Source organism: Pseudomonas sp. (assembly GCF_050739935.1).
In the GTDB taxonomy this organism is placed as follows: domain Bacteria; phylum Pseudomonadota; class Gammaproteobacteria; order Pseudomonadales; family Pseudomonadaceae; genus Aquipseudomonas.
This window is the reverse complement of the sequence record NZ_JBOICF010000099.1, coordinates 15,311-40,505: the sequence shown is the minus strand read 5'-3', so window position 1 is coordinate 40,505 and position 25,195 is coordinate 15,311. Positions and strand designations below refer to the sequence as shown.

Here is a 25,195-nt window from a genome sequence, read left to right as displayed (position 1 = left end):
TCATAATCGCGGGGCCCAAGGCCGTTGCTAGTATCAGGCCAGACGCAGACCAATCAGAACAACAAGGAATGACCAATGCCCTGCTTCCCCGATATCGACAAGATTCGCTATGAAGGCCCCGGCAGCGAATCACCCCTCGCCTTTCGCCACTATGACGCCGACAAACTGATTCTCGGCAAACCGATGCGCGAGCACCTGCGCATGGCGGCCTGCTACTGGCACACGTTCGTCTGGCCGGGCGCCGACATGTTCGGCGTCGGCACCTTCAAGCGTCCGTGGGTAAAACCGGGAGACGCCATGGAGCTGGCACGCTTGAAGGCCGAGGCCGCATTCGAGTTCTTCTCCAAGCTGGGTATCGATTACTACAGCTTCCACGACACCGATGTAGCGCCTGAGGGTGCGAGCCTGAAGGAGTACAGTCACAACTTCGCGCAAATGGTCGACGAACTCGAACGCCATCAGGAACAGAGCGGCATCCAGTTGCTGTGGGGCACCGCCAACTGCTTCAGCAACCCGCGTTTTGCCGCGGGCGCGGCAAGCAATCCGGATCCGGAAGTGTTCGCCTATGCAGCCGCGCAGGTGTTCAGCGCGATGAACGCCACTCACCGGCTGAAGGGCGCCAATTACGTGCTGTGGGGCGGCCGTGAAGGATACGAAACACTGCTCAACACCGACCTCAAACGTGAACGCGAACAACTCGGGCGTTTCATGCGCATGGTGGTCGAGCACAAGCACAAGATAGGCTTCACGGGCGATCTGCTGATCGAGCCAAAACCGCAGGAGCCGACCAAACATCAATACGATTACGACAGCGCCACGGTGTTCGGCTTTCTACAACAGTTTGGTCTGGAAAAGGAAATCAAGGTCAACATCGAGGCCAACCACGCCACCCTCGCTGGCCACAGCTTCCACCACGAAATCGCCACGGCGGCTTCGCTCGGCATATTTGGGAGCATTGATGCCAACCGCGGCGATCCGCAGAACGGCTGGGACACCGACCAGTTCCCTAACAGCGTCGAAGAGCTGACCCTGGCCACCTATGAAATCCTCAAGGTCGGCGGGTTCAAAAGCGGCGGCTTCAATTTCGATTCCAAGGTGCGTCGACAAAGCCTGGACGAAGTCGATCTGTTCTATGGTCATGTGGCGGCCATGGACGTGCTGGCCCTGGCTCTTGAACGCGCTGCCGCCATGGTGCAAAACGATGTGCTCGAACAGTTCAAGACCCAGCGCTACGCCGGTTGGAATCAGCCATTCGGCCGTTCCGTGCTGTCCGGGGATTTCAGCCTGGAATCGCTGGCGCAGCATGCGTTGGAGAAAGAGTTCAACCCACAGGCGGTCAGCGGGCGTCAGGAAATGCTCGAGGGCGTCGTGAACCGGTTTATCTATCCTTGACGCAGCACTCTGTAGCAGCACGGCTTGCTGGCGGCGACGCACTCAAGGTCGCTACTTCCGGAAAGTCGTACTGCTGAGGAAAAAGCATCACCGATCTCCGGTTACATTCTCGCGACAATTCCCTACGCCGCGGCGCCCGGGCACGCTCTACAGTACTACCGGCAATACGTACACGCTCAGGAAGTGCCTCTAAACAAAAATAAAAGGACGCACCACAATGAAAAACCTGAAAACCACCTTGCTCGCCAGCGCTCTGGCTCTGCTCAGCCTGCCGGTAATGGCCGATTCGGCCCATCCGAAAATCGGCTTCTCCATCGATGACCTGCGCCTGGAACGCTGGTCACGCGACCGCGATTACTTCGTCGCGGCCGCTGAAAAAATGGACGCCAAAGTCTTTGTCCAGTCCGCCGATGCCAATGAGCAAAAGCAGATCTCGCAGATCGAAAACCTGATCTCGCGTGGCGTCGATGTGATTGTCATCGTGCCATTCAACGCCACCGTCCTGACCAATGCCGTCGCCGAAGCAAAGAAGGCCGGGATCAAGGTGGTGTCCTACGACCGGCTGATTCTGAATGCCGATATCGATGCCTACATCTCCTTCGATAACGAGAAAGTTGGCGAGATGCAGGCCAATGGCGTCTTGAAGGCTCAGCCCAAGGGCAACTATTTCCTGCTCGGCGGTGCACCGACGGACAACAACGCCAAGGTGCTGCGCGAAGGCCAGATGAAAGTGCTGCAGCCGGCCATCGACAAGGGCGACATCAAGATCGTTGGCCAGCAATGGGTCAAGGAATGGAACCCGACCGAAGCGCTGAGCATCGTCGAGAATGCCCTGACCAAAAACAGCAACAAGATCGACGGCATCGTCGCTTCCAACGACGCTACAGCCGGTGGTGCGATTCAGGCGCTGGCCGCGCAGAAACTGGCCGGCAAGGTGCCTATCTCGGGTCAGGATGCCGACCTGGCAGCAGTCAAACGCGTGCTCGACGGCACCCAGACCATGACTGTCTACAAGCCACTGAAACTGATCGCGTCTGAGGCCGCCAAGCTCTCGGTACAACTGGCTCGCAACGAGAAACCCAACTTCAGTTCGCAATACGACAATGGCACGAAGAAGGTCGACACCATCCTCCTGACCCCGACACCGTTGACCAAGGACAACATCGACCTGCTGGAGAAGGACGGGTTCTATACGAAGGATCAGATGGCCGGAAAATAGCCGCTGGGGCTGAGTCTTGCCCTGTAGCAGCGCGGCTTGCCGGTGGTGACATCCTTGGGATCGCCACCGCCGGCAAGCCGTGCTGCTACAGGTCGGTTTTTCAACTCTGACTGCTGTGTGAGTCCGTGCAATGTCCGACTATCTGCTGCAAATGAATGGAATCGTCAAAACCTTCGACGGGGTGAAAGCCCTGGACGGCATCGACATCAAGGTCCGTCCCGGTGAATGCGTGGGTCTGTGCGGTGAGAACGGCGCTGGCAAATCGACGCTGATGAAAGTGTTGTCGGCGGTCTATCCCTACGGCACGTGGGAGGGCGAAATTCTCTGGGACGGCCAACCCCTCAAGGCGCAGTCCATCAGCGAGACCGAAGCTGCCGGGATTGTCATCATCCACCAGGAACTGACCCTCGTCCCCGATCTGTCGGTGGCGGAAAACATCTTCATGGGCCATGAACTGACCCTCTCCGGCGGGCGCATGAATTACCCGGCGATGATCCATCGCGCCGAAGCCCTGATGCGCGAGCTGAAAGTGCCGGACATGAACGTGTCGCTGCCGGTATCGCAGTACGGCGGTGGCTATCAACAATTGGTGGAAATCGCCAAGGCGCTGAACAAACAGGCGCGACTGCTGATTCTCGATGAACCCTCCTCGGCCTTGACCCGCTCGGAAATCGACGTGCTGCTCGGCATCATTCGCGACCTGAAGGCCAAGGGCGTGGCTTGCGTCTACATCTCTCACAAGCTAGATGAAGTGGCGGCAGTCTGCGACACGATTTCGGTGATCCGCGACGGCAAACACATCGCGACCACGGCGATGACCGATATGGACATCTCGCAGATCATCACGCAGATGGTCGGACGCGAAATGAGCAATCTCTACCCCACTGAACCTCACGATGTCGGCGAAGTGATTTTCGAGGCCCGACACGTTACCTGTTACGACGTCGACAACCCCAAACGCAAGCGCGTCGACGACATTTCCTTCGTGCTCAAGCGCGGCGAAATTCTCGGCATTGCGGGTCTGGTCGGCGCCGGACGTACGGAGCTGGTCTCGGCGCTGTTCGGCGCTTACCCCGGCCGCTCCGAAGGTGAGGTCTGGCTCGAAGGCAAACAGATCGACACGCGCACACCCTTGAAATCGATTCGCGCGGGGCTGTGCATGGTCCCGGAAGATCGCAAGCGCCAGGGCATCATTCCCGACCTTGGCGTCGGCCAGAACATTACCCTGGCGGTGCTGGACAGCTTTTCGCATCTGACCCGCATCGATGCCGAAAAGGAACTGGGTAGCATCGACAAGGAAATCTCGCGCATGCACTTGAAGACCGCGAGCCCTTTTCTACCGATAACCAGCCTCTCCGGCGGTAATCAGCAAAAGGCCGTGCTGGCGAAGATGCTCCTTACCCGACCCCGCGTGCTGATCCTCGATGAACCCACGCGCGGCGTTGATGTGGGCGCCAAGTACGAGATCTACAAACTGATGGGCGCGCTGGCGGCCAATGGCGTGTCGATCATCATGGTGTCGTCGGAGTTGGCCGAGGTGCTGGGCGTCTCCGACCGGGTGCTGGTGATCGGCGACGGCCAACTGCGCGGCGATTTCATCAATCGCGGCCTGACCCAGGAACAGGTGCTCGCCGCCGCGCTCAGCCAGGCCGACGGACATAACAATAACGATCGACCAGATGTTGTGGAGAGAAGCGCGTAAATGAATCAGGTCAAACAACTGTTCACCCGCTACAAAATGCTCGCGCTGGTGATTGCCATTGCCTTGATCTGGCTGTTTTTCAGCTGGCAGACCGAAGGCGGCTTCTTTACCCCGCGCAACCTGTCCAATCTGCTGAGGCAGATGTCCGTCACCGGCATTCTCGCCTGCGGCATGGTGCTGGTGATCATCAGCGGCGAGATCGATCTCTCGGTAGGTTCATTGCTCGGGCTGTTGGGTGGCATTGCCGCCATTCTGGACGTGGTCTATCACCTGCCGCTACCGCTGAATCTGGCGCTGGTCGCCCTGTGCGGGCTGTTGATCGGCCTGGCCAATGGCTGCATGACCGCTTACCTGCGCATCCCCTCATTTATCGTCGGTCTGGGCGGCATGCTGGCTTTTCGCGGCATTCTGCTGGGCATCACCGGCGGCACCACGATCGCGCCGGTTTCGCCGCAACTGGTCTATGTCGGCCAGGGCTATCTACCCCCGCTGGCGGGAGTGACTCTCGGCGTGCTGCTGTTCGCCCTGACGCTATTGCTGACCTGGCGCCAACGCCGCAACCGCGCCTTGCATGGTCTGGCTGCACACTCACTGCTGCGAGACGTTTTACGCGTGGTGCTGATCGGCGCGGTACTGGCCGGTTTCGTTTATACACTCAACAGCTACGACGGTATTCCGGTGCCGGTCCTGCTGCTGTTGGTCTTGCTCGGCGTCTTCAGCTACATCACTAGCCAGACTGTTTTCGGCCGCCGCATCTATTCGGTGGGCAGTAACATGGAAGCCACGCGCCTGTCGGGCATCAACGTTCAGGCGGTGAAGCTGTGGATCTTCGGCATCATGGGCGTCATGTGCGCGCTAGCGGGTCTGGTCAATACCGCACGCCTCGCGGCCGGCTCACCCTCGGCCGGCAACATGGGCGAACTCGACGCCATCGCTGCCTGCTTCATCGGCGGCACCTCCATGCGCGGTGGCTCGGGCACGGTCTACGGCGCGCTGCTCGGCGCATTGGTCATCACAAGCCTGGATAACGGCATGTCCATGCTGGATGTCGACAGCTACTGGCAGATGATCGTCAAGGGCAGCATTCTGGTGCTGGCGGTGTGGGTGGACGTGAGTACGCGCAGTGGGCGCAGGTGAGCACGGGAATGCTGGCGCGCAAGACCGGCCGAGTATGGCTTTGCCGAATGGATGGTTCCCACGAGTTCAATTCTGGTGCCCTATAACGGGCTCCGATTCAATCCAATGATGGACTGGACCGACCGACAAGCAACAGCGATGGTCCAAAGCCAACGGCTGATTCACCTGCCCTCAAGCAGTTCCCCCGCCTTATCGAGCAGCCCCAATGGATCGTCCGTCTTGTGAATGTCCACCGACAGCAACTGGCGGAACCTGCGGGCACCGGGAAAACCGGTGCCCAGGCCGAGCACGTGGCGGGTAATGTGATGCATCGAACCGCCATCGCGCAGATGGGTTTCAACGTAGGGCCGTAGCTGCGCGAGCGCTTCGGCGCGGGTGATCTGAGGATGACTGCCGCCAAACAGTTCGCGGTCGACTTCCGCCAGCAGGTATGGGTTGTGATAGGCCTCGCGGCCCAGCATCACGCCGTCGAAGATTTTCAAGTGTTCCTGGCACTGCTCCAGGGTCTTGATGCCACCGTTGAGAACGAACTCCAGATCCGGAAAATCCTGTTTGAGCTGCGCGGCGACTTCGTAGCGCAACGGTGGGATGTCACGATTTTCCTTTGGCGACAAGCCTTCGAGGATCGCGATCCGAGCGTGCACGGTGAAGCTTGTACAGCCGGCATCGCGGACGGTTCCGACGAATTCACAGAGTTGCTCGTAGCTGTCCCGGCCATTGATGCCGATCCGGTGCTTTACGGTTACCGGAATCGAAACTGCGTCACGCATGGCCTTGACGCAATCGGCGACCAGTTGCGGGTGCCCCATCAGCACTGCGCCGATCATGTTGTTCTGCACGCGGTCACTGGGGCAGCCGACGTTCAGATTAACCTCGTCATAGCCTGCGGCCTGCGCCAGACGCGCGCTGGCAGCCAGGTCCGCAGGGTTGCTGCCCCCCAGTTGCAACGCCAGAGGGTGTTCGGTCTGATCGTGACGCAGGAAGCGCTCGGCATCGCCATGCAGCAACGCGCCGGTGGTGACCATCTCGGTGTACAGCAGCGCATTCTTCGATAGCAAACGCAGGAAGTACCGGCAATGGCGGTCAGTCCAATCCATCATCGGGGCCACGGAGAAGCGACGAGAAGGTTCGTTTGGCGGGCTGGCGGTAAGTGGGACGGTCATGGGCAGCATGCGAGTGATCGGGCAGTTCAGGCGTAATGGGCGCGTAGTTTATCAGCTTGGACGATCGAGCTGTAGGCGACCCCCTGGTATTGCCCGCCGATTGGCTGGCCAGTCGGCGGTGGCGTTCCTGAGATCGCTGCCGCCGGCAAGCCGGACTGCTACAGCGGGCGGACGCGGGTGCCAAATACAGATGCACCCATAAGAAAAGCCCGCCGAAGCGGGTCATTCATCACCTTCTTCACGGGTTTGGCTCTCTTGCCTGCGTCGCTCATCAGCACAATAGACGACAACGCGGGGAACGACCGTTGGCATTCATGCTCAAACCAGTCTGGATCGAGTATCCGCCCTCCTCGGGAACCGATGATCACCAACCGCACAGACTGAAAAAATGTCATGTCGCATCGGGTTGGTGGCTGAAGTACAGGTCTGCTGTTTGCGCAAATGCAGGCGTCTAAATCAGCGTATTTGTTGCGGTTTACGCCCTTGAGTGACCGGCGGCGCTCGGGTAATGTCATCAAACCCACAGGACAGAGCACGCTCATGACTTCCAAGCTGGAACAACTCAAACAGTTCACCACAGTCGTTGCCGATACCGGCGATTTCGCAGCTATCGAAAAGCTCAAGCCGGTTGACGCTACGACCAACCCTTCCCTGCTGCTCAAGGCAGGTTCGAATGACAGCAACGCTGACCGTCTGAAAGAAGCCTTCAGCGGCGCCAACGGCGATATCAATCTTGCCAGCGACCGCTTTGCCGTGGCGATCGGTCGCGAAATTCTCAAGGTCGTGCCAGGCCGCGTTTCCACCGAAGTGGACGCCCGCATTTCCTTCGACACCAACGCTTGCATCGCTCGCGCCGAACGCCTGGTGGGCTTGTATGAAGACTTCGGTATCGGCCGCGACCGCATCCTGATCAAACTGGCTTCGACGTGGGAAGGCATCAAGGCTGCCGAGCAGTTGGAGAAGAAAGGCATTCAGTGCAACCTGACGCTGCTGTTCTCCTTCGCACAGGCCCAGGCGTGCGCCGACGCTGGCGCATTCCTGATCTCGCCATTCGTGGGCCGCATCTACGACTGGTACAAGAAGGCCGAAGGCAAGGATTACGTCGGTGCGGAAGACCCGGGCGTCAAGTCCGTAACCCGCATTTATAACTACTACAAGGCCAACGACTACAAGACCGTGGTCATGGGCGCCAGCTTCCGCAACCTGAGCCAGATCGAAGAGCTGGCGGGCTGTGATCGCCTGACCATCAGCCCGGATCTGCTGCAAAAGCTGTCGGAAGACAACGGCACGCTGGCTCAAAAACTCAAGCCAGGCAATGGTGGTGAGCCCCGTCAGACGCTGAATGAAAGCCAGTTCCGCTGGGCTTCCAACGAAGACGCCATGGCCACCGAGAAACTGGCCGAAGGCATTCGCCAGTTCGCCCGCGATCAGGAAAAGCTCGAAGCGCTCCTCAGCGCCAAGAAGTAAAGCGCAAAAAGGGCGGCACCCTCACAGGTGCCGCCCTTTTTCATGCCCGCAATTCGCAATCGGGGCTGAAGGTTATCTTGAAGCGGAAGGCTGTACTTACTGATGCTCGAGCGCGTTGACCAGATCGCGGAATGCTTCGCGATTGGAGTCGTTCAGCCCCATCAGGATCTTGTGCGCTTCCAGCACCTTGGCCTTGACCACATCCTCGCATTGATCCTGCGATGGCAGGTCGCTCAAAGTCTCCGGGCGCGGGATCGGCCGGCCTACGATATTGAACACCTGATCGAAGCCCATCGACTGCAACAGGCGCGTGATGTCTTCGTGGGTGGTCACGACAGTGGGCAACAGCCCGGCTTTTTGACGCGACAAGATGGACAACTTGGCAAGTAGGCCAAGCGTTGTGCTGTCAATGCTGCGGGTTTCAGTCAGATCGATCACCACGGTCGAAAAATTCATCGAGGTGAAGATCCGCTCAATCGTCGCATCCAACGCCGAGCAGAGAGTCAGGCGCACTTCACCCACGAACTTCAGGACGAATGTGCCATCTTGCTCGGCAAACTGGATTCTACCGGTACTCATTAAAGGTTCCTGCTCAACACTAACAAGGCGATATCATCCGGCATCTCCCCGAGTGTGGCCAATCCAAACTTACGCCGCAGACCATCCAGGCTGCCGCCCGCCGACTTCACCAATTCAGGCAAGTTGGCTTCTTTCTCTTTGAGTGTATCACCTGGCAACAAGTCCAGAATGCCATCAGACAACAGGGTCAGACTAAAGGACTCAGGCAGATCCAGAACGTGATCCGAATATGTCGCTTCGTTGAACAGCCCCACCGGCAGGCCGCGGCCTTCGAGATAACGGGTTTCGGTCGGCGTAAACAGCACAGGCAAAGGCAAATGCCCGCCGACGCTATAGGTCAGCTTCCCGCTTTGCTCGTCGATCACCCCGCCTACCATGGTCACGTGCTTGCCCAGCTTGCAGCTGATAAGACCACGGTTGATATGGCCCAGAACTTCCGAAGGCTTGAACTCAGGCAAAGTGCCGCCACGCTTGGATTCGAACAGCAGCCGTGTAGTCATGAATTTCAGCAGCACGGTAATGAATGCCGATGAAGCGCCATGACCTGACACGTCTGCCAGATAAAACGCGACTCGACGCTCATCGACACGGAAATAGTCCACGAAGTCGCCTGACAGATACAGCGACGGGATGATTTCGTGTTCGAATTCGAACGAGTCAATGGCCCAGGGGTTGGTCGGCAGCATGTTCATCTGCACCTGGCGACCGGCATCCTGGTCCTCCTGCAGCAAATGCAGGCTGGCTTCGAGCTCGCGGTTGGCGGTCTCGAGCTTCTGACGATACAGCTTGTTTTCCTGCAGCAGCCGCGCGCGATCCAGCGCCCGTTTGACCGAGTGCTCAAGCACCGCGAGGTCTTCCAGGGGCTTGATCAGGTAATCGGCCGCGCCCAGACGCAACGCTTCGACAGCATCGCTCATGACACCCGCGCCGGAGACCACGATGACCGGGGTTTCCGGCGCAAGGCTGGTCACCTGACGAATCAGCTCCAGGCCCCCAACTTGAGGCATGCGCAGGTCGCAGATCACAAGATCAGGCTTTTTTTGCTCGAAGGTCTGTAGACCCTGCAGGCCATTGCTGGCTTGCAAGACGCTGAACCCACTGTCTTCCAAGTAGGCCGCGAGACTCGCGCGCACTACTTCGTCGTCATCGATAATCAGCAGCGTGGCACTGGTTTTTTGCATGTGGGCAAACGGCGCCAGATTAGGTTGGCGTACACGGTCGGATTCGGTCAGAGCCGCATACTGGATTCGCTTCTAGCCTCTCTGGATCAAAGGTAGCGGACTTTTGGTCAAACGCTTCAGTCATCAGAGGTGCCCTTCAAGGCGCAGACGGTACTCCCATCCGCCGGGCGTTTCAAGCTTGCTCCAGCGGTCGGCCAGCGTCTTTACATCACAAATCGCCGGGAGTTATAAGAACTCTTAAATCAGCGACAAAAACAAAGGATGTGTCATGGGCCAGATTGATCACGACTATGCCGAGAAACGAGATTACATCCGCATGCGTGTCGACGCAGACGTCAGCCTGATCTATGCAGGCCAGATTATCCCGGCAGTCTGCGTGGATTTGTCCAGTTCTGGCATGCAGATACAGACACCCCGCTCGTTCAAGGTCGGCGACCGGATAAGCGTGCGCATCGAGTCCGAGCACGCTGCACTCAAGGGTCTGGAAGCCGATACTGAAGTGGTGTGGATCGCCGACATCGACGATGGGGGGCAAAAGCTAGGACTCACCATCCTGACGATGAAGTGATATCAATTCGGAACTACATCACAATTTCGAAAAAATCCGAAAAACGACAAAGGCGACCCGAAAGTCGCCTTTTCTACATCCGAGTACGGGTGCGTCCGATCAGAAATCGTCGACGACCTTGCCATCCTTGACCTTGAACTCACGGTTCTGCAGGAAGGCATTACGAATGAAAATGTATTTGTCGCCGTTGATCAGCTTCTCAGCCGACAACAAGCTGGCACGGGCATCGACAACGCTCGCACCGAGCGCCGTGTTGCGGGTCGGCACATGGTCGACGTAGCGATACGGCAGGGTGTAGGTGTCCGGGTACTTGGCGAACGCATCGCGCACGGTGCTCGGGCCGAAGAACGGCAGCATCACGAACGGACCGCTTTGCACACCCCAGTGGCCGAGGGTCTGGCCGAAGTCTTCTTCATTACGCTGAAGGCCCATCTTGGTGCCGACATCGAAGAAACCCAGCAAGCCAAAGGTGGTGTTGACGATCAGGCGTGCGGTGTCCACACCTGCCGCTTCAGGCTTGGCCTGTAGCACATCGTTGGCGAAGTTGGTTACCTCGCCGATGTTCTTGAACATATTGTGGATGCCGTCTTCAAGGAACTGCGGCGTGATGAACTCATAGCCTTGGGCGATGGGTTTCAAGGCATAAGTGTCGAGGGTGTCGTTGAAGCGAAAGATTGCGCGGTTGACCCCTTCCCATGGATCTTCGTCGGCGGCCTGAGCAGCCATTGGCACCATGGCCAGACCGGCCCAGAAACACGTTCGAGCCAGACGATTGATAAAGCCAGCACCGGTCACGGGCATAGCTGAGACTCCCAGTCAAAGTGATGAAGCGGGCGCTACGCCCCCAAACCAAAGGCGGCAGTATAAAGCCTTCCGTAGGCGTTTAGTTCGCCGAAAACAGAAGGAATTCCGTAAGTAATTAAACATCTGCTCACAATGTCACCTTTCGGTCATCGCACTGTCATGCAAATCCCTTAGCGTCATTGGCATTTGAGAGCCCATGTGAGAGGCAATTTCATGCTCGCCCCCGTCGCCGTGCCTACCCCTTCGTTTACCGCTGTGCTCTTTGGCCTGAGCGGTTGCCTGGTCGACTTCGGCGCGCAGGCGCGCACATTGCGCAGCACAGACGGCAGATCGTTCGTCTCACAGGATGCGAAAGCTTTCTCCACACCGACACCGGGGGCGCTCAATGCGCTGAAAAGCCTCAAACTGCAGGGCATTCCCTGCGCATGGATCGAGGAATATCCAGCCAGCATCGCCCAACAACTGGCGGTATCTCTTCAGGGTCTGGTTCAGCCTACCCCCACCCCGAACAACCACTGGCCGGCACCCGACGCCTGCTGGCAGGCACTGATGGCCCTGAACGTCGCTCAGCTCGACGGCTGCGTGCTGGTCAGCGGCGACCCGAGGCTGCTCATGGCCGGGCTCAATGCCGGCCTGTGGACGGTCGGCCTGGCATCTTGCGGCCGACTGTGCGGGCTGTCTCCGGCACAATGGGAGGCGCTCAGCGATCTACAGCGCGAGCGTCTGAGGGGCCGCGCGACGCTTGAGCTGTACGCCGCCGGGGCGCATTCGGTCATCGATCATCTGGCCGAACTGGAGTCGTGCCTGGCGGACATCGCCCTGCGTCGTCTGAAAGCTGAGAAGCCTTGATTGATCGGTATCATGCAAGCTGCTCTGGAGTGGATTAGTCTTAGCGATAAAGGACCTTTGCCGATGTGCCGCGGTCCATGCAGAGACTATCAATGAAGGGAGCACCCTATGCCTGCCCGCGAACTGCAAGCACAACTCAATACCCTGCGCGAGCAATTGCAGCAAAACCCGCCGCTGACTGAAGAAGAACGCGATGATTTGCATAAGCTGATGGCGCAGATCGAGGCAGAGATCGCCGTCGAAAACGCTACCCCGGATAACAACCTGGCCGATGGCGTGAACCTGGCGGTCGAACGCTTCGAAGTCGAACACCCGACCATCGCCGGGACGTTGCGCAATATCGTGCAGACGCTGGGGAATATCGGGATTTAAATCGACGCAATAAATGCCAGTAACGAAAAGAGCCCGTCATAGTGACGGGCTTTGTGTTTCTGGGCCCTCACGCGACATTGTCGGGAGCATCCGCAGCCGACCGTCTGTGCTACAGACTGGCGATTCCGGCAGCCGCTGATACCCTTACGCTATGGCTATCTCAATTTGGATGATATGCCCATCCCAGGAAGGGAAATATGCTCTCAATCATGCTCCTCGCTCTCATGACTCTGTTTACTCTGGTATTCATGCAGGAGCTGATATTCCTGTTCTGGGCATTCAAATTACCCACTGCTCATTCCATGCCATGCAGAACGCCGGAAATTTGCGTATTAATTCCCTGTTTCAACGAGGAAAAAGTTCTAGAGGCTACCGTCATTGCCATCCTGCAATCTCGCAATGTTCGTTTATCGCGTGTGATTTGCATTGATGACGGTTCGACCGATGGCACTCTGGCACTTATGCATAAGCTCAGCGAGGTGTACCGAGACCCGCTTCGAATTGTGGCCATGGCAAACGGCGGCAAGGCAATGGCGCTGAATAAAGGCCTTTCCGAAGTTAATACACCGCTATTCGTATGCGTTGATGCAGATACATTAGTGTTTCCGGAAACGCTGTCACGCTTATCCAGGACATTATTGTCAACGGGCGCGGCGGCAGTTGCAGGGCACGTAGTAGTGGGCGGAGGAAAACATGACAGCTGGATTCATAATGCTCAAATTGGTGATTACGAGACAGCAGCCAACATTGAACGTCGGGTACTTTCCACGCTGCGATGGCTTCCCGTCGTCCCTGGAGCGGCCGGGGCATTCCTGACAGAGGCAGTCCGAGCTTTAGGGGGCTTCAGCAACAGCACCATGACCGAAGATACCCACCTGACAATGCAGCTACTTTTAGCGGGGCATGACGTTCGCCATCAATCTGAAGCGCCAGCGATGACTGAAGTGCCCAATACAATTGCCCACCTATATAAACAACGCTTGCGTTGGGCAACGGGGGAAATACAAGTTGTGATTCGAACTGCGAAACCGGCGATGTCTCAGCGTGCGCGGATGCGCTGCATCTGGGCTTACATGGCGATCACTCACTGCCTTATGCCTTTGTTTGCTTTTCCCGCCTATATTCTGTTTGCCGGTTGCCTGGTGGCAGCGCTCTTCTCATCGGATGTACCTAACTCGCTAACGATTGTAGGGCTACTGGTCATATTGGCAGGCTCGCTTACTTCATATCTGCGCCAATCTTATGCCAGACAATCTGACGCCAGATATTGGCCTGAAGGAAGTCGCATGCATAGACGACATAGATGGCTAGGTGAAACATTGATCATGTCGTCGATCGCATGGCTGGCAGCTTGGGCGGGGCTGTGTCGAATCCTGTTCCGCCGGACTCGGGCGTGGGGAAAAGTACCCCGGCGTGGGGATGTCAATCTGCCAGACAGCTAAAAAGCACCGTGCCGTTAGCTATGCAGACCAAACCTGGCGATGCCCGGGACGTCTATACCGTTGCCCGGACTACGTCAGTAAAACGTTCTCAATCTGCTGCCAAACGACTTCACTCGCCTCGGCTAATCACTGCCGCGCCAGACGCCCGTTCTCCAGCGTCAGCTTTTCAGTACTTCGGTACGGGTTGATGTCCAGCCCGCCACGACGCACATAGCGCGCGTACACCGTGAGTTTTTCCGGTTTCAGCAAGCGCTGCAGGTCCATGAAGATGCGCTCCACGCACTGCTCGTGAAAATCCGAGTGCTGGCGGAAGCTGACGATGTACGCCAGGAAACTCTCATGATCCAGGGCCGCACCGCGATACTCCACGGCCACGCTGCCCCAGTCTGGCTGACTGGTCACCGGGCAGTTGGATTTGAGCAGATGGCTGTGCAACGCCTCATCCACCACTCGCGAGTCGTCGCAGCGCAGCAGTTCCGGCTGCGGACGGTCGTAGCTGCTGATGCTCAGGTCCAGGTCATCGACGCACACGCCTGGCACCGGCACGATGCCCTCGGCTTCGATGTCCTTCAGCGAGCGAATACGCACGCCCACAGGCCTGCCCGCAGCGGCGGACAAATCCTTCTCCAGCGTCGCGACCAGCTCGGCCTTGGAGGCAAACGGGGTCTGATTCAGCGAGTTGAGGTAGAGCTTGAACGACTTGGATTCGATGATGTTGGGCGAATCGGCAGGAATGCTGAACTCACCTATCGCCACCACCGGTTTGCCTGACGGCAGCAACCAGGACAGCTCATAGCAGTTCCAGAAATCGACACCGCGATACGGCAACGTCTCGGCAGTCAGCCCCAGCTCCGCCCACTTGGCAGCGCGCGGAATCGGAAACAGCAGGGACGGCGTGTAGGTGGCAATATACTCACTGGACTTGCCCAGCGGCGAGTGTTCGGCTGCGGGATGCATGGCGGGACCTGAAAACGGATAGAAATGGCTGATGTGAAAATCCTGACCGCCAAGTTTATAGGTTTTGTCCCGCGCTTTCAGCGATTAGTCGGCGATCACGATTTTTCCGACCATCCCTGCCTGATAGTGGCCGGGAATATTGCAGGCGAATTCGAGATTGGTGACTTTGGTGAACGTCCAAGTCAGCTCGGCGGTCTTGCCCGGCTCCACCAGCACACTGTTGGGGTCGTCGTGCTTCATGCCCATGTCGCCATGATCCATCCCGGCCATGTCGTGCTTCATGCCGGTCGAGGTGAGCATGCCGCTGGCGACCATCTTCAGCATTTCCTGCTGATGAGCAGCGTGCATTGCCGCGTCGCCCAGGTTGAATTCATGTAACAGCTGGCCCTTGTTGACCAGCACGAAATGCACGGTTTCGCCCTCTTTGACGGTCAAGGTCTTGGGTTCGAAGTACATGTCACCCAAAGTCAACTCGACGGTTCGCGTGGCCTGCCCGGCCTTCGCTGGATGGCCGAAATCGAAGTGCTCGCCGGGAGAGGCTTGGGACGACAGGCTCATCCCCAGCAACAGAGCAGCAGCGAAAAAACGAGCAAACATATGAATCTCCAGTCAGCGACGGTCAATGGCTCAAGGTTAAGTCTTCGCCACTGGCAATCAGCTGACCGCAAGATTACAACTTTGTAAGCTTGCGCCCCCGACCGCCCGGTCGCGTTATAAAGTACGACCGCAGCACACAGCCTCGCAGCGTTATCAGGACTGATGAGTCACCCATGAAATTACTGATCATCGAAGATCAAGCGAAAACCGGCCAATACTTGCGTCAGGGTCTGACCGAAGCGGGCTTCAACACCGAACTCGTCGCCGACGGCACCAGCGGCCAGCATCTGGCGCTGACAGGGGATTACGCGTTGCTGATACTGGACGTCATGTTGCCCGGCCGTGATGGCTGGCAGATCCTGCAGACCTTGCGTAATGCGGGTCTGGACACGCCAGTGCTGTTCCTGACCGCGCGCGATGCCGTCGAGGATCGGGTGCGTGGCCTGGAGTTGGGGGCCGATGATTATCTGGTCAAGCCGTTCGCCTTCTCCGAACTGCTGGCCAGGGTGCGCAGCCTGTTGCGTCGCGGCGGCAGCGTCAGTCAGGAAACCCATCTGCAACTGGCCGACCTGCGTCTGGACCTGCTGCGCCGGCGGGTCGAGCGCAACGGTCAGCGGATCGACCTCACAGCCAAGGAATTCGCCCTGCTGGAGCTGATGCTGCGGCGTCAGGGCGAAGTGCTGCCCAAATCGCTGATCGCCTCCCAGGTCTGGGACATGAACTTCGACAGCGACACCAACGTCATCGAGGTCGCCATCCGCCGCCTGCGCCTGAAGGTCGATGACGACTTCCCCAGCAAGCTGATTCATACCGTGCGCGGCATGGGCTATGTCCTCGAAGAGCGCGGCCAGTGATATTCAAGCGCATTTCCCTGGGTAGCCGCCTGGCGCTATTGTTCGCCGCCTGCACTGCGGTGGTTTCATTGACGGCGGGCGTGCTATTCAACCGCGCCAGTGAAACCCACTTCATGGAACTGGATCAGCAATTGCTCGACAGCAAGTTGCCGACTCTGCGCGATGCGTTGATGGGGGTGTCCAGCGCTGACCAGTTGAACGAACATAAACAAGCCTTGCAGGGCGAACTGGCGCACTCGCCGGACCTGGCGCTGCAGGTGCGCGGCGCCGATGGGGCGTTGTGGTTCGACAGCCTGGCACCATCGATGAAACAGACCCGCATGCGTGAAGGGCTGCACACCCTCACCGAAAACGGCATCTCGTATCGTTCCTATACCGCGGCCCTGCGACCGGAGCAGGCGGATTCCCCACAATTGACTCTGCTGCTGGACATCACCCATCACCAGCACTTCCTCGAACGCATGCAGCACCTGATCTGGCTCACCGTCGGTCTTTCGGCGCTGGCCACCGCGCTGCTCGGCGCCTGGGCCGCACGTAGCGGTTTGCGGCCATTGCGGGAGATGAGCGAGATCGCTGCCAGCGTTTCCGCCAGCTCGCTCACCACTCGCCTGCCCCAGACCGAGATGCCCGCCGAACTGGCTGACCTGGGTCAGGCATTCAATGCGATGCTGGCCCGTCTCGATGACGCCTTTCAGCGCTTGTCTGCATTTTCGGCGGACATCGCCCATGAATTGCGCACACCGCTGTCGAATCTGCTGACCCACACTCAGGTCACCCTCACCCGGCCACGGGATCTGGAGGAATATCGCGAGGCATTACTGGGCAATCTGGAGGAACTGCAATGGATGGCGCAGATGGTCAACGACATGCTGTTTCTGGCCAAGGCCGAGCATGGTTTGCTGAGTCCGAATCGCGAGCGCTTGCGGTTGGGCGATGAGGTCGATGCGCTACTGGAATTTTTCCTGCCTCTGGCTGACGAGACGCAAGTGCGCCTGATTCGCGATGGCGAGGCGACGCTGGAGGGCGACCGGCACATGCTGCGCCGGGCTGTGTCGAACCTGCTGGACAACGCCTTGCGCTTCACGCCTGCGGAGGGTGAGGTTTCGGTCAGGCTGGAAACTACGGCGCAGCAGGTGCGGATCAGCATCGAGAACAAGGGGCAGACGATCCCGGCCGAGGCGCTGCCCAGATTATTTGACCGGTTCTACCGCGCAGACCCGGCGCGGCATGAAGGCAGCAGTGAACATGCGGGATTGGGACTGGCGATCACCCAGTCGATCATCAAGGCCCACGGTGGGACGATCAGGTGTGAATCGCGGGAGGGCGTAACGCGGTTCTTGATCGAGTTGCCAATCTCAAGCTAGCGCTAGCGATATTCAGCTGTGGGAGCGAATTAATTCGCGATGCAATCGTTCAAGCTACCGATGTGCGTCGACTGTCCCGCCCTCGCGCGAATGAATTCGCTCCTACAGCGGCTATGCAGACTTCAGCGATCACTCATACCGCAACGCATGCGCCGGCTGACTCCGCGCCGCGCGGTACGCCGGGCAAGCGATATTCAGCTGTGGGAGCGAATTCATTCGCGATGCAATCGTTCAGGCTAGATGTGCATCGACTGTACCGGCCTCTCGCGAATAAATTCGCTCCTACAGCGGCTATGCAGACTTCAGCGATCACTCATACCGCAACGCATGCGCCGGCTGAATCTGCGCCGCGCGGTACGCCGGGTAGAGCGATATTCAACTGTGGGAGCGAATTCATTCGCGATGCAATCGTTCAAGCTAGAGATGTGCATCGACTGTACCGCCCTCTCGCGAATGAATTTGCTCCCACAGCAGCTATGCAGACTTCGGCGATCACTCATACCGCAACGCATGCGCCGACTGACTCCGCGCCGCGCGGTACGCTGGGTAGAGCGCTATTCAGCTGTGGGAGCGAATTCATTCGCGATGCAATCGTTCAAGCTAGAGATGTGCATCGACTGTACGGCCTCTCGCGAATGAACTCGCTCCCACAGCGGTTACGCAGACCTTCGGCGATCACTCATACCGCAACGCATGCGCCAGCTGACTCCGCGCCGCGCGGTACATCGGGCAAAGCGATATTCAACTGTGGGAGCGAATTCATTCGCGATGCTATCGTTCAAGCTACAGACGTGTATCGACTGTACCGGCCTCTCGCGAATGAATTCGCTCCTACAGCGGCTATGCAGACTTCGGCGATCACTCATACCGCAACGCATGCGCCGGCTGAATCTGCGCCGCGCGGTACGCTGGGTAGATCGTCGCCAGGAAGCTCAGAATGAACCCTGCCGCGCAGATCAGCGCCACGTCGCTGCCTTCCAGCTTCGATGGCAGGTTGCTGATGAAATACACGTCGGACGTGAAAATATGCTGCCCGGTGACGCGCTCGATCCAGCCCACCAACTGGCTGACGTTGATCGCGGCAATCACCCCCAGCACACCACCGATGATCGTACCCACCACCCCGATGACAGTGCCCTGAACCACGAAGATGCTCATGATCTGCCGCGGTGTAGCGCCGATGGTTCGCAGGATCGCGATGTCAGCGCCCTTGTCGTTTACCACCATGATCAGCGTGGCAATGATGTTGAACGCGGCGACCGCGACGATCATCAGCAACAGCAGACCGATCATGGTCTTTTCCATTTTCATCGCGCTGAACAGGCTGCCTTGGGTATGGGTCCAGTCGTCGGCCTTGTAGTCGGCGCCCAACCCGCCCGCAATGGCAGCGGAGACTTGCGGCGCGGCGTACAGGTCGGTCAGCGCCAGACGCACGCCCTGCACCTGATTCGGCTGCCAGCGCTTGATGGTGGCTGCGTCGGCGACGTTGACCAACGCCATCGAGCCGTCCAGCTCGGCGCCAACCTTGAACACGCCGACCACGGTCAGGCGTTGCAGGCGCGGAGTGATGCCGCCCGGATCGCTGCTGATCTCCGGCACGATAAGGGTGATCTTGTCGCCGACATTCAGCCGAAAGCGTCGCGCGGTGATTTCACCGATGACCACGCCGAACTCACCAGCCTTCAAATCCTGAAGGCGACCCTGAACGATGTGCTGGGTGACGATGGACACCTGAGATTCCAATGCCGGATCGACGCCGTTGATCTCGATCGGCTGCATCGAGCCTTTGTACGACAGCATGCCGTCCATTTGCGTGAACGGCACGGCAGCGGTGACCTGCGGGTTCTTCAATGCCGCGTCGGCCGCCGGTTTCCAGTCATCCAGCGGTCTGACGCCGTCGATCACCGCATGCGGCACCATGCCAAGGATGCGCGAGCTCATCTCCTGCTGGAAGCCGTTCATCACGGACAGCACCACGATCATCGCCAGGACGCCCAGCGCCAGCCCGATCATCGAGGTCATCGAAATGAACGAGATGAAATGGTTGCGTCGCTTGGCCCGGGTGTAGCGCGTGCCGATAAAGATGGATAACGGTCTGAACATTCGTGGAGCACCGTAGCTAAAAGTGAAAAACCCGAAACCGGCAAACCGGGATCGGGTCAAGTGAGTCAGGCCTGAACCAGACGGCCTTCTTCCAGACGCCACACGCGGTCCATCTGACGGGCCAGCGCCATGTCGTGGGTCACCACCAGAAAAGCCGTGCGCGACGACGTGCTCAGCTCCAGCATCAAGTCCTGGATGCCTTGGGCGGTGTGGGAGTCGAGGTTGCCGGTCGGTTCATCGAGCATCACCAGACCCGGTTGATTGACCAGTGCACGGGCGATCGCCACGCGCTGCCGCTCACCACCGGACAGCTCCGAAGGCTTGTGCGCCAGACGATGCTTGAGCCCTACCCGCTCCAGCAATGCAGTGGCGCGCTGGCGGGCCTCCGGGATCGACGTCTTGCCGATCAGCAGCGGCATGCAGACGTTTTCCAGCGCCGTGAATTCAGGCAGCAGGTGGTGGAACTGATAGACAAAACCCAGCGCCCGGTTACGCAGCAGGCCACGGGCCTTCTCGTTGAGTGCCGACAGCTCTTCCCCCGCCAGCCAGACGCTGCCTTCGGTCGGGGTGTCCAGGCCGCCGAGCAGGTTGAGCAAGGTACTTTTGCCTGAACCTGAACTGCCGACGATCGCCACGCGTTCGCCCGGGTGCAGTTCCAGCTGCAGGCCCGAAAGCACCACCACCGATTCCGGGCCTTCCTCGTAGGATTTGCCCAGGTTGCGGCAACTCAGTACAGCTTTATCACTCATGCCCGACTCACTCATAACGTAGCGCCTCCGCCGGCTGGGTGCGCGCGGCACGCCAGGCTGGATACAGGGTGGCGAGGAAACTCAGGACCAAAGCCGCGCCGCACACCAGCAGCACGTCTTCGGCCATCAATTGCGAAGGCAGATAGTCGATGAAATAGACATCCGCATTGAGAAACTTGTGGCCGATCAGACCTTCCAGCGCCGAAATCGCAGAGCTGACGTTGAGCGCGGCGAGAATCCCGACACCCGCGCCGATCAGCGTACCGACCACGCCGATCACGGTGCCCTGGACCATGAAGATCGCCATGATCTGCCCGGGTGTAGCGCCCAGCGTGCGCAGGATCGCGATGTCGCCGCGCTTGTCGTTGACCACCATCACCAGCGTGGAAATGATGTTGAATGCCGCCACCGCCACGATCAGCAGCAACAGCAGGCCGATGATGGATTTCTCCATGCCGATGGCCTGATACAGGTTGCCGTGGGTGCGGGTCCAGTCGCGGGAGTAATACTGATGCTCGCCCAGGTTCTGCGCGATGTCGTAAGCGGTGCGCGGCGCCTTGAACAGGTCGGTGAACTTCAGGCGCAGCCCCTGCACCTGATCAGGCTTCCAGCGGTGCAGACGCGCCAGATCCTGCAGATTGGTCACGCCCAGGTAGCCGTCCAGCTCACCGGCGCCCACGTGGAAGATGCCGACCACGGTGAAGCGTTTCATGCGTGGAAACATGCCGGCAGGGGTGACTGTGACTTCAGGCGAGACGAAAGTGACCTTGTCGCCGACCCCAACGCCCAGCTTGGTCGCGGCCTTGTCACCAATGACCACGCCGAAGCCGCCGGTCACCAGATCGTCGAGACGGCCCTGTTTCATGAAGCCGTCGATGATCGAAACTTTGCGTTCCTGAACAGGGTCGATGGCATTGAGCAGGATCTTCTGCACGTTGCCGTTATTAGTCAGCAGGCCCTGCATCTGAGTGAACGGCGCGATCGCCTCCACCTGCGGGTTCTGCTTGACCCGGGCGGCCAGGCTTTGCCAGTCGCTGATCGGCTCGCCCGATTCGATGGTCGCGTGAGGCACCATGCCCAGGACGCGGGTGCGCATCTCATGATCGAACCCGTTCATGACCGATAACACGACTATCATCACCACTACGCCAAGGGCGAGACCGATCATCGACGTCAGGGAAATGAAGGAGACAAAATGATTACGGCGTTTTGCACGGGTGTAACGCGTGCCGATAAATACAAAAAGAGGTCTGAACATGTAGGGGCTTGTTCGGAGGAATGGGAACGTCCTTGTGGCGGGCCTGGGCCTGCGGCTTTACACTCGAATCACTGAGTCGCAATCGAGAGCAATCACTCTGACAACCGCTGCTACCTTGGGTTCGCCATGTCGACATTAGATGAAGAAGAACGCCGCGAATACTACCGTATCGAGGACAGCGTCGCACTGGAAATTCAGCGCATTCCAGCGTCCGGCTCGATCGATGAACTCGCTCACCACGACACCTCGACACTCTTCGATTTGCTGACCGAACTGCACGTCGCCGAGTTCGAGTCCCAGCATCTGCTGCGCCAGCTCGACGACCGTGACCGTACCACCAACAGCTTCCTGCGGGCGATGAGCAAACGCATCGATCTGTTGGGTCAAGTGGTGGCCCAGACCGTACTGGGCAAGCTGGGCGCCCCGCAGAAGGTGATCATGTCCGAGGGTGGCCTGCAATTCGAATCCCACCAGCCCTTCCCGGCCGGCAGTCTGTTATCGGTGAAAATGGTGCTGATGCCACAGGCTTCCGGGATGATGCTGCGCGCCAGGGTAACGCAATGCCACTCGCTGACCATCGGTGATTTCGAGGTCGGCACCGAGTGGATCGACCTGAGCGACGCCCAGCGTCAGCTGCTGGCCCGACACATCTTGCAACGACAAGCCGCGCAACGGCGCCTGGCTCGCGAGCAGAGCAACCCCGATCAGAATTGATTTTCAGCCTGTAGGCGCGTTATCGAAGGAGTATTTGTGACGTTGATTTATGGCCACCGCGGCGCTAAAGGCGAAGCACCGGAAAACACCCTGACCAGCTTTCAGGAATGCCTCAAACACGGGGTGAAGCGTTGCGAACTGGACCTGCACTTGTCCCGCGACGGTGAGCTGATGGTAATTCACGACCCTACCCTCAAACGCACTACCGACCGGCGCGGCAAGGTGGTCGAGCACGAAGCAGCGGACCTTGTGACCTACGATGCACGCAAGGGCGGCCCCGGCTGGGTTCAGCCTTGCCCGATTCCGCGCCTTGAAGAACTGTTCGAGAAATGCGCCTTCGATCACTGGCAGCTGGAAGTAAAGAGCGCTTCTCGGACCCGAGCGGCGACCACGGTCTTGGCGATTCGTGAACTGGCCCAGCGTCATGGGCTGCTGGACAAGGTCACCATCACTTCAAGTTCGCGGGAAGTCTTGCGCGCAGCCCTTGAGCTGACGCCGGATATCTCGCGGGGGCTGGTGGCCGAATACGCCTGGCTGGACCCTTTGAAGGTGGCGCAGAGCTACGGCTGTGAAATTCTCGCGCTGAACTGGACGCTGTGCACGCCCGAGCGCCTGAAAAAAGCCCAGAGTCAGGGCTTGCACGTGTCGGTGTGGACAGTCAACGAGCCCGCGCTGATGCGCAGACTCGCCGACTTCGGCGTTGACAGCCTGATTACAGACTTTCCCGGTTTGGCCAGCGCCACCCTCGGGAATTACTGAAATCGGTCTCCCCGGCCGGCTCAGGCCACCGGCCGGAGCCACTCAAAAAAGCCGGTTCAGACCGTCGTATGCCGCTACCCGATAAGCTTCGGCCATGGTCGGGTAGTTGAAGGTGGTGTTGACGAAATACTTGAGGGTATTCGCCTCGCCCGGCTGGTTCATGATCGCCTGGCCGATATGCACGATCTCCGACGCCTGGTCGCCGAAACAATGCACCCCGAGAATCTCCAGCGTCTCGCGGTGGAACAGAATCTTCAACATCCCAACCGGTTCGCCGGAGATCTGTGCACGGGCCATGCCCTTGAAGAAGGCCTTGCCCACTTCGTACGGCACCTTCGCCTGGGTCAGGTCATGTTCGTTCTGGCCGATCGAGCTGATTTCCGGAATGGTGTAGATGCCGGTCGGCACGTCGTTGACGAAACGCCATGCGCCGTTATCCACCGCACTGCCCGATGCCGAACGGCCCTGATCGTAGGCCGCACTGGCCAGGCTCGGCCAGCCGATCACGTCACCGGCGCCATAGATATTCGGCTTGCTTGTGCGGTAAGCCTCGTCCACTTCGATCTGGCCGCGACCGTTGGCCTTGATCCCGACGTTTTCCAGACCCAGCTTGTCGGTGTTGCCAGTACGGCCGTTACACCACAGCAAGGCGTCGGCCTTGACCTTCTTGCCGGACTTGAGGTGCAGGATCACGCCGTTTTCCAGGCCTTCGACGCGCTCGTATTCCTCGTTGTGGCGAACCATCACGTTGTTGTTGCTGAAGTGATAGCTCAGGCCCTGGGAGATTTCCGAATCGAGGAAGCTCAGCAATTGATCGCGGTTGTCGATCAGTTCGACCTCAACCCCCAGACCGCTGAAGATCGAGGCGTATTCACAGCCGATCACGCCAGCGCCATAGATGATCAGCTTGCGCGGGGTGTGGTTGAGGCTGAGGATAGTGTCGCTGTCGTAGACGCGCTTGTGGTTGAAGTCGATATCCGCCGGGCGATAAGGACGCGAACCGGTGGCGATGATGATCTGATTGGCCACCAGCTTTTCCACGACGCCGGTGCTGCAGACCACATCGATGGTGCGTTCATCGGCGAAGCTGCCGGTGCCGACGAACACATCGACACGATTGCGCGCGTAGTAGCCGGTGCGCGAGGCGACTTGCTTGTTGATGACCTTTTCGGCGTTTTTCAACACATCCGGAAACGAAAACCAGCGCGGCTCGCCAATGGCCCGGAACATCGGGTTGGTATTGAACTGGATGATCTGCTTGACCGAGTGACGCAACGCCTTGGACGGGATCGTGCCCAGGTGAGTGCAGTTGCCGCCGACCTGCCGACGACTGTCGACCATGGCTACCTTGCGCCCAGCCTTGGCGGCGTTCATTGCCGCGCCTTCTCCAGCTGGGCCGGAACCCAGTACCACTACGTCGTAGTTGTAGACAGCCATGCGTACTCCTTAGAACAGGCCGAGACGCCACTCTGGCGTCTCTGGCTAACCCATGCCGCGGCCGGCGGCATGAAGAATCGAAACTCGCGGCGCAGTCTAATCGTGCAGCGTCGCGGCGAACATTACCCCTTGGTCGTGTCGCAAGCCAATTTTGTCTGCGTTACGTGGCAGTTTCCTCGCGCGGTAAAAACCGGCGGGATGCCTGACTGGTGCGGATGATAAATGTGTTGGCGTCATGAATCCCATTAAAAGCTGCAATATTTAGGTTCATGCGTGCTCTGTTGGTTTTTTGCGTGGGACATACCACCGCGTCGCGAATGAATTCGCTCCCGCAATGGATCGTGTGTTTGCGCCAGCGCCCGACACGCCATGGAACCTGACTGATCGGCTGATCGCCCCCACATTCCGCATGATCACTCATCGCGGACGCTCCGCGCTCACCAGCCGACTGACGCGAAGCGTCGGGGGGATGCATTCCCACGCAGAGCGTGGGAACGATCAATTGGCTGCCGAGCCGCGTGAAGCGCT

General features: G+C 58.9%; 24 protein-coding genes. 13 read left to right on the top strand and 11 right to left on the bottom strand.

The window, feature by feature from the left end:
* Window positions 1-75: 75 nt before the first annotated feature.
* From xylA to ACRER8_RS19730, 4 genes are all read left to right on the top strand, one after another.
* Entirely contained in the window at window positions 76-1,392 is a 1,317-nt protein-coding gene (gene xylA / locus ACRER8_RS19745; protein ID WP_431747888.1) for a xylose isomerase, read from the top strand.
* Between the two features lie 217 nt (window positions 1,393-1,609).
* The gene (xylF, locus tag ACRER8_RS19740) at window positions 1,610-2,611 is read left to right on the top strand and encodes a D-xylose ABC transporter substrate-binding protein (protein WP_431747887.1); all 1,002 of its coding nucleotides are present in this window, start codon (window positions 1,610-1,612) and stop codon (window positions 2,609-2,611) included.
* 130 nt (window positions 2,612-2,741) lie between these two features.
* Window positions 2,742-4,313, top strand: a complete 1,572-nt coding sequence (gene xylG, locus ACRER8_RS19735; RefSeq protein WP_431747886.1) for a D-xylose ABC transporter ATP-binding protein — start codon at window positions 2,742-2,744, stop codon at window positions 4,311-4,313.
* Window positions 4,314-5,450, top strand: coding sequence for a sugar ABC transporter permease (locus ACRER8_RS19730; protein WP_431747885.1), 1,137 nt, complete (start codon window positions 4,314-4,316; stop codon window positions 5,448-5,450).
* A 161-nt stretch (window positions 5,451-5,611) separates the two neighbouring features.
* Here ACRER8_RS19730 and dusA read toward each other — a convergent pair whose 3' ends face one another.
* Window positions 5,612-6,613, bottom strand: coding sequence for a tRNA dihydrouridine(20/20a) synthase DusA (dusA, locus tag ACRER8_RS19725; RefSeq protein WP_431747884.1), 1,002 nt, complete (start codon window positions 6,611-6,613; stop codon window positions 5,612-5,614).
* A 540-nt stretch (window positions 6,614-7,153) separates the two neighbouring features.
* Here dusA and tal point away from each other — a divergent pair.
* Complete coding sequence (tal, locus tag ACRER8_RS19720) at window positions 7,154-8,080, top strand: transaldolase (RefSeq protein ID WP_431747883.1); 927 nt, start codon at window positions 7,154-7,156, stop codon at window positions 8,078-8,080.
* Between the two features lie 96 nt (window positions 8,081-8,176).
* On the opposite strand, the gene rssC is transcribed toward tal, so the two are convergent.
* Entirely contained in the window at window positions 8,177-8,659 is a 483-nt protein-coding gene (gene rssC, locus ACRER8_RS19715; RefSeq protein WP_074749420.1) for an anti-sigma factor antagonist RssC, read from the bottom strand.
* On the bottom strand, window positions 8,659-9,840 hold the full coding sequence (rssB, locus tag ACRER8_RS19710) for a two-component system response regulator RssB (RefSeq protein ID WP_431747882.1): 1,182 nt from the start codon (window positions 9,838-9,840) through the stop codon (window positions 8,659-8,661). The genes rssC and rssB overlap by 1 nt, the downstream gene beginning before the upstream one ends.
* Window positions 9,841-10,108: 268 nt before the next feature.
* On the opposite strand from rssB, the gene ACRER8_RS19705 reads away from it, so the two are divergent.
* Window positions 10,109-10,408 (top strand): PilZ domain-containing protein, encoded by a 300-nt coding sequence (locus tag ACRER8_RS19705; RefSeq protein WP_431747881.1) that lies wholly within the window; start codon window positions 10,109-10,111, stop codon window positions 10,406-10,408.
* A gap of 99 nt (window positions 10,409-10,507) precedes the next feature.
* On the opposite strand, the gene ACRER8_RS19700 is transcribed toward ACRER8_RS19705, so the two are convergent.
* Complete coding sequence (locus ACRER8_RS19700) at window positions 10,508-11,209, bottom strand: MlaA family lipoprotein (RefSeq protein WP_431747880.1); 702 nt, start codon at window positions 11,207-11,209, stop codon at window positions 10,508-10,510.
* 216 nt (window positions 11,210-11,425) lie between these two features.
* Here ACRER8_RS19700 and ACRER8_RS19695 point away from each other — a divergent pair, with 216 nt between their 5' ends.
* From ACRER8_RS19695 to ACRER8_RS19685, 3 genes are all read left to right on the top strand, one after another.
* A complete protein-coding gene (locus ACRER8_RS19695) occupies window positions 11,426-12,061 on the top strand; it encodes an HAD family phosphatase (RefSeq protein ID WP_431747879.1) in 636 nt (211 codons plus the stop codon).
* 108 nt (window positions 12,062-12,169) lie between these two features.
* Window positions 12,170-12,433, top strand: coding sequence for a DUF4404 family protein (locus tag ACRER8_RS19690; RefSeq protein WP_431747878.1), 264 nt, complete (start codon window positions 12,170-12,172; stop codon window positions 12,431-12,433).
* Between the two features lie 197 nt (window positions 12,434-12,630).
* Window positions 12,631-13,875, top strand: coding sequence for a glycosyltransferase (locus ACRER8_RS19685; protein WP_431747877.1), 1,245 nt, complete (start codon window positions 12,631-12,633; stop codon window positions 13,873-13,875).
* Between the two features lie 126 nt (window positions 13,876-14,001).
* Here ACRER8_RS19685 and queF read toward each other — a convergent pair whose 3' ends face one another.
* On the bottom strand, window positions 14,002-14,832 hold the full coding sequence (gene queF / locus ACRER8_RS19680; RefSeq protein WP_431747876.1) for an NADPH-dependent 7-cyano-7-deazaguanine reductase QueF: 831 nt from the start codon (window positions 14,830-14,832) through the stop codon (window positions 14,002-14,004).
* A gap of 84 nt (window positions 14,833-14,916) precedes the next feature.
* Window positions 14,917-15,429, bottom strand: coding sequence for a cupredoxin domain-containing protein (locus ACRER8_RS19675; protein ID WP_431747875.1), 513 nt, complete (start codon window positions 15,427-15,429; stop codon window positions 14,917-14,919).
* Window positions 15,430-15,602: 173 nt separating this feature from the next.
* On the opposite strand from ACRER8_RS19675, the gene ACRER8_RS19670 reads away from it, so the two are divergent.
* Both ACRER8_RS19670 and ACRER8_RS19665 read left to right on the top strand, forming a co-directional pair.
* Window positions 15,603-16,283, top strand: coding sequence for a heavy metal response regulator transcription factor (locus ACRER8_RS19670; RefSeq protein WP_431747874.1), 681 nt, complete (start codon window positions 15,603-15,605; stop codon window positions 16,281-16,283).
* Window positions 16,283-17,647, top strand: coding sequence for a heavy metal sensor histidine kinase (locus tag ACRER8_RS19665; protein WP_431747938.1), 1,365 nt, complete (start codon window positions 16,283-16,285; stop codon window positions 17,645-17,647). Before ACRER8_RS19670 ends, ACRER8_RS19665 begins: the two co-directional genes overlap by 1 nt.
* Window positions 17,648-18,505: 858 nt before the next feature.
* On the opposite strand, the gene ACRER8_RS19660 is transcribed toward ACRER8_RS19665, so the two are convergent.
* The 3 genes from ACRER8_RS19660 to ACRER8_RS19650 all read right to left on the bottom strand — a co-directional run bounded on the left by ACRER8_RS19660 (window position 18,506) and on the right by ACRER8_RS19650 (window position 21,757).
* On the bottom strand, window positions 18,506-19,750 hold the full coding sequence (locus tag ACRER8_RS19660; RefSeq protein ID WP_431747873.1) for a lipoprotein-releasing ABC transporter permease subunit: 1,245 nt from the start codon (window positions 19,748-19,750) through the stop codon (window positions 18,506-18,508).
* Window positions 19,751-19,815: 65 nt separating this feature from the next.
* Entirely contained in the window at window positions 19,816-20,499 is a 684-nt protein-coding gene (lolD, locus tag ACRER8_RS19655) for a lipoprotein-releasing ABC transporter ATP-binding protein LolD (protein WP_431747872.1), read from the bottom strand.
* Between the two features lie 7 nt (window positions 20,500-20,506).
* Window positions 20,507-21,757 carry a lipoprotein-releasing ABC transporter permease subunit gene (locus ACRER8_RS19650; protein ID WP_431747871.1) on the bottom strand — a complete coding sequence of 417 codons (1,251 nt, stop codon included), beginning with the start codon at window positions 21,755-21,757 and terminating at the stop codon, window positions 20,507-20,509.
* A gap of 126 nt (window positions 21,758-21,883) precedes the next feature.
* Here ACRER8_RS19650 and ACRER8_RS19645 point away from each other — a divergent pair, with 126 nt between their 5' ends.
* Together ACRER8_RS19645 and ACRER8_RS19640 are read left to right on the top strand one after the other, a co-directional pair.
* Window positions 21,884-22,471 carry a PilZ domain-containing protein gene (locus ACRER8_RS19645; protein WP_431747870.1) on the top strand — a complete coding sequence of 196 codons (588 nt, stop codon included), beginning with the start codon at window positions 21,884-21,886 and terminating at the stop codon, window positions 22,469-22,471.
* Window positions 22,472-22,507: 36 nt separating this feature from the next.
* Window positions 22,508-23,230, top strand: a complete 723-nt coding sequence (locus tag ACRER8_RS19640; protein WP_431747869.1) for a glycerophosphodiester phosphodiesterase — start codon at window positions 22,508-22,510, stop codon at window positions 23,228-23,230.
* A gap of 42 nt (window positions 23,231-23,272) precedes the next feature.
* On the opposite strand, the gene sthA is transcribed toward ACRER8_RS19640, so the two are convergent.
* Both sthA and ACRER8_RS19630 read right to left on the bottom strand, forming a co-directional pair.
* Window positions 23,273-24,667, bottom strand: a complete 1,395-nt coding sequence (sthA, locus tag ACRER8_RS19635; RefSeq protein ID WP_431747868.1) for a Si-specific NAD(P)(+) transhydrogenase — start codon at window positions 24,665-24,667, stop codon at window positions 23,273-23,275.
* Window positions 24,668-24,827: 160 nt separating this feature from the next.
* On the bottom strand, window positions 24,828-25,088 hold the full coding sequence (locus ACRER8_RS19630; RefSeq protein WP_431747867.1) for a hypothetical protein: 261 nt from the start codon (window positions 25,086-25,088) through the stop codon (window positions 24,828-24,830).
* Window positions 25,089-25,195: the final 107 nt, after the last annotated feature.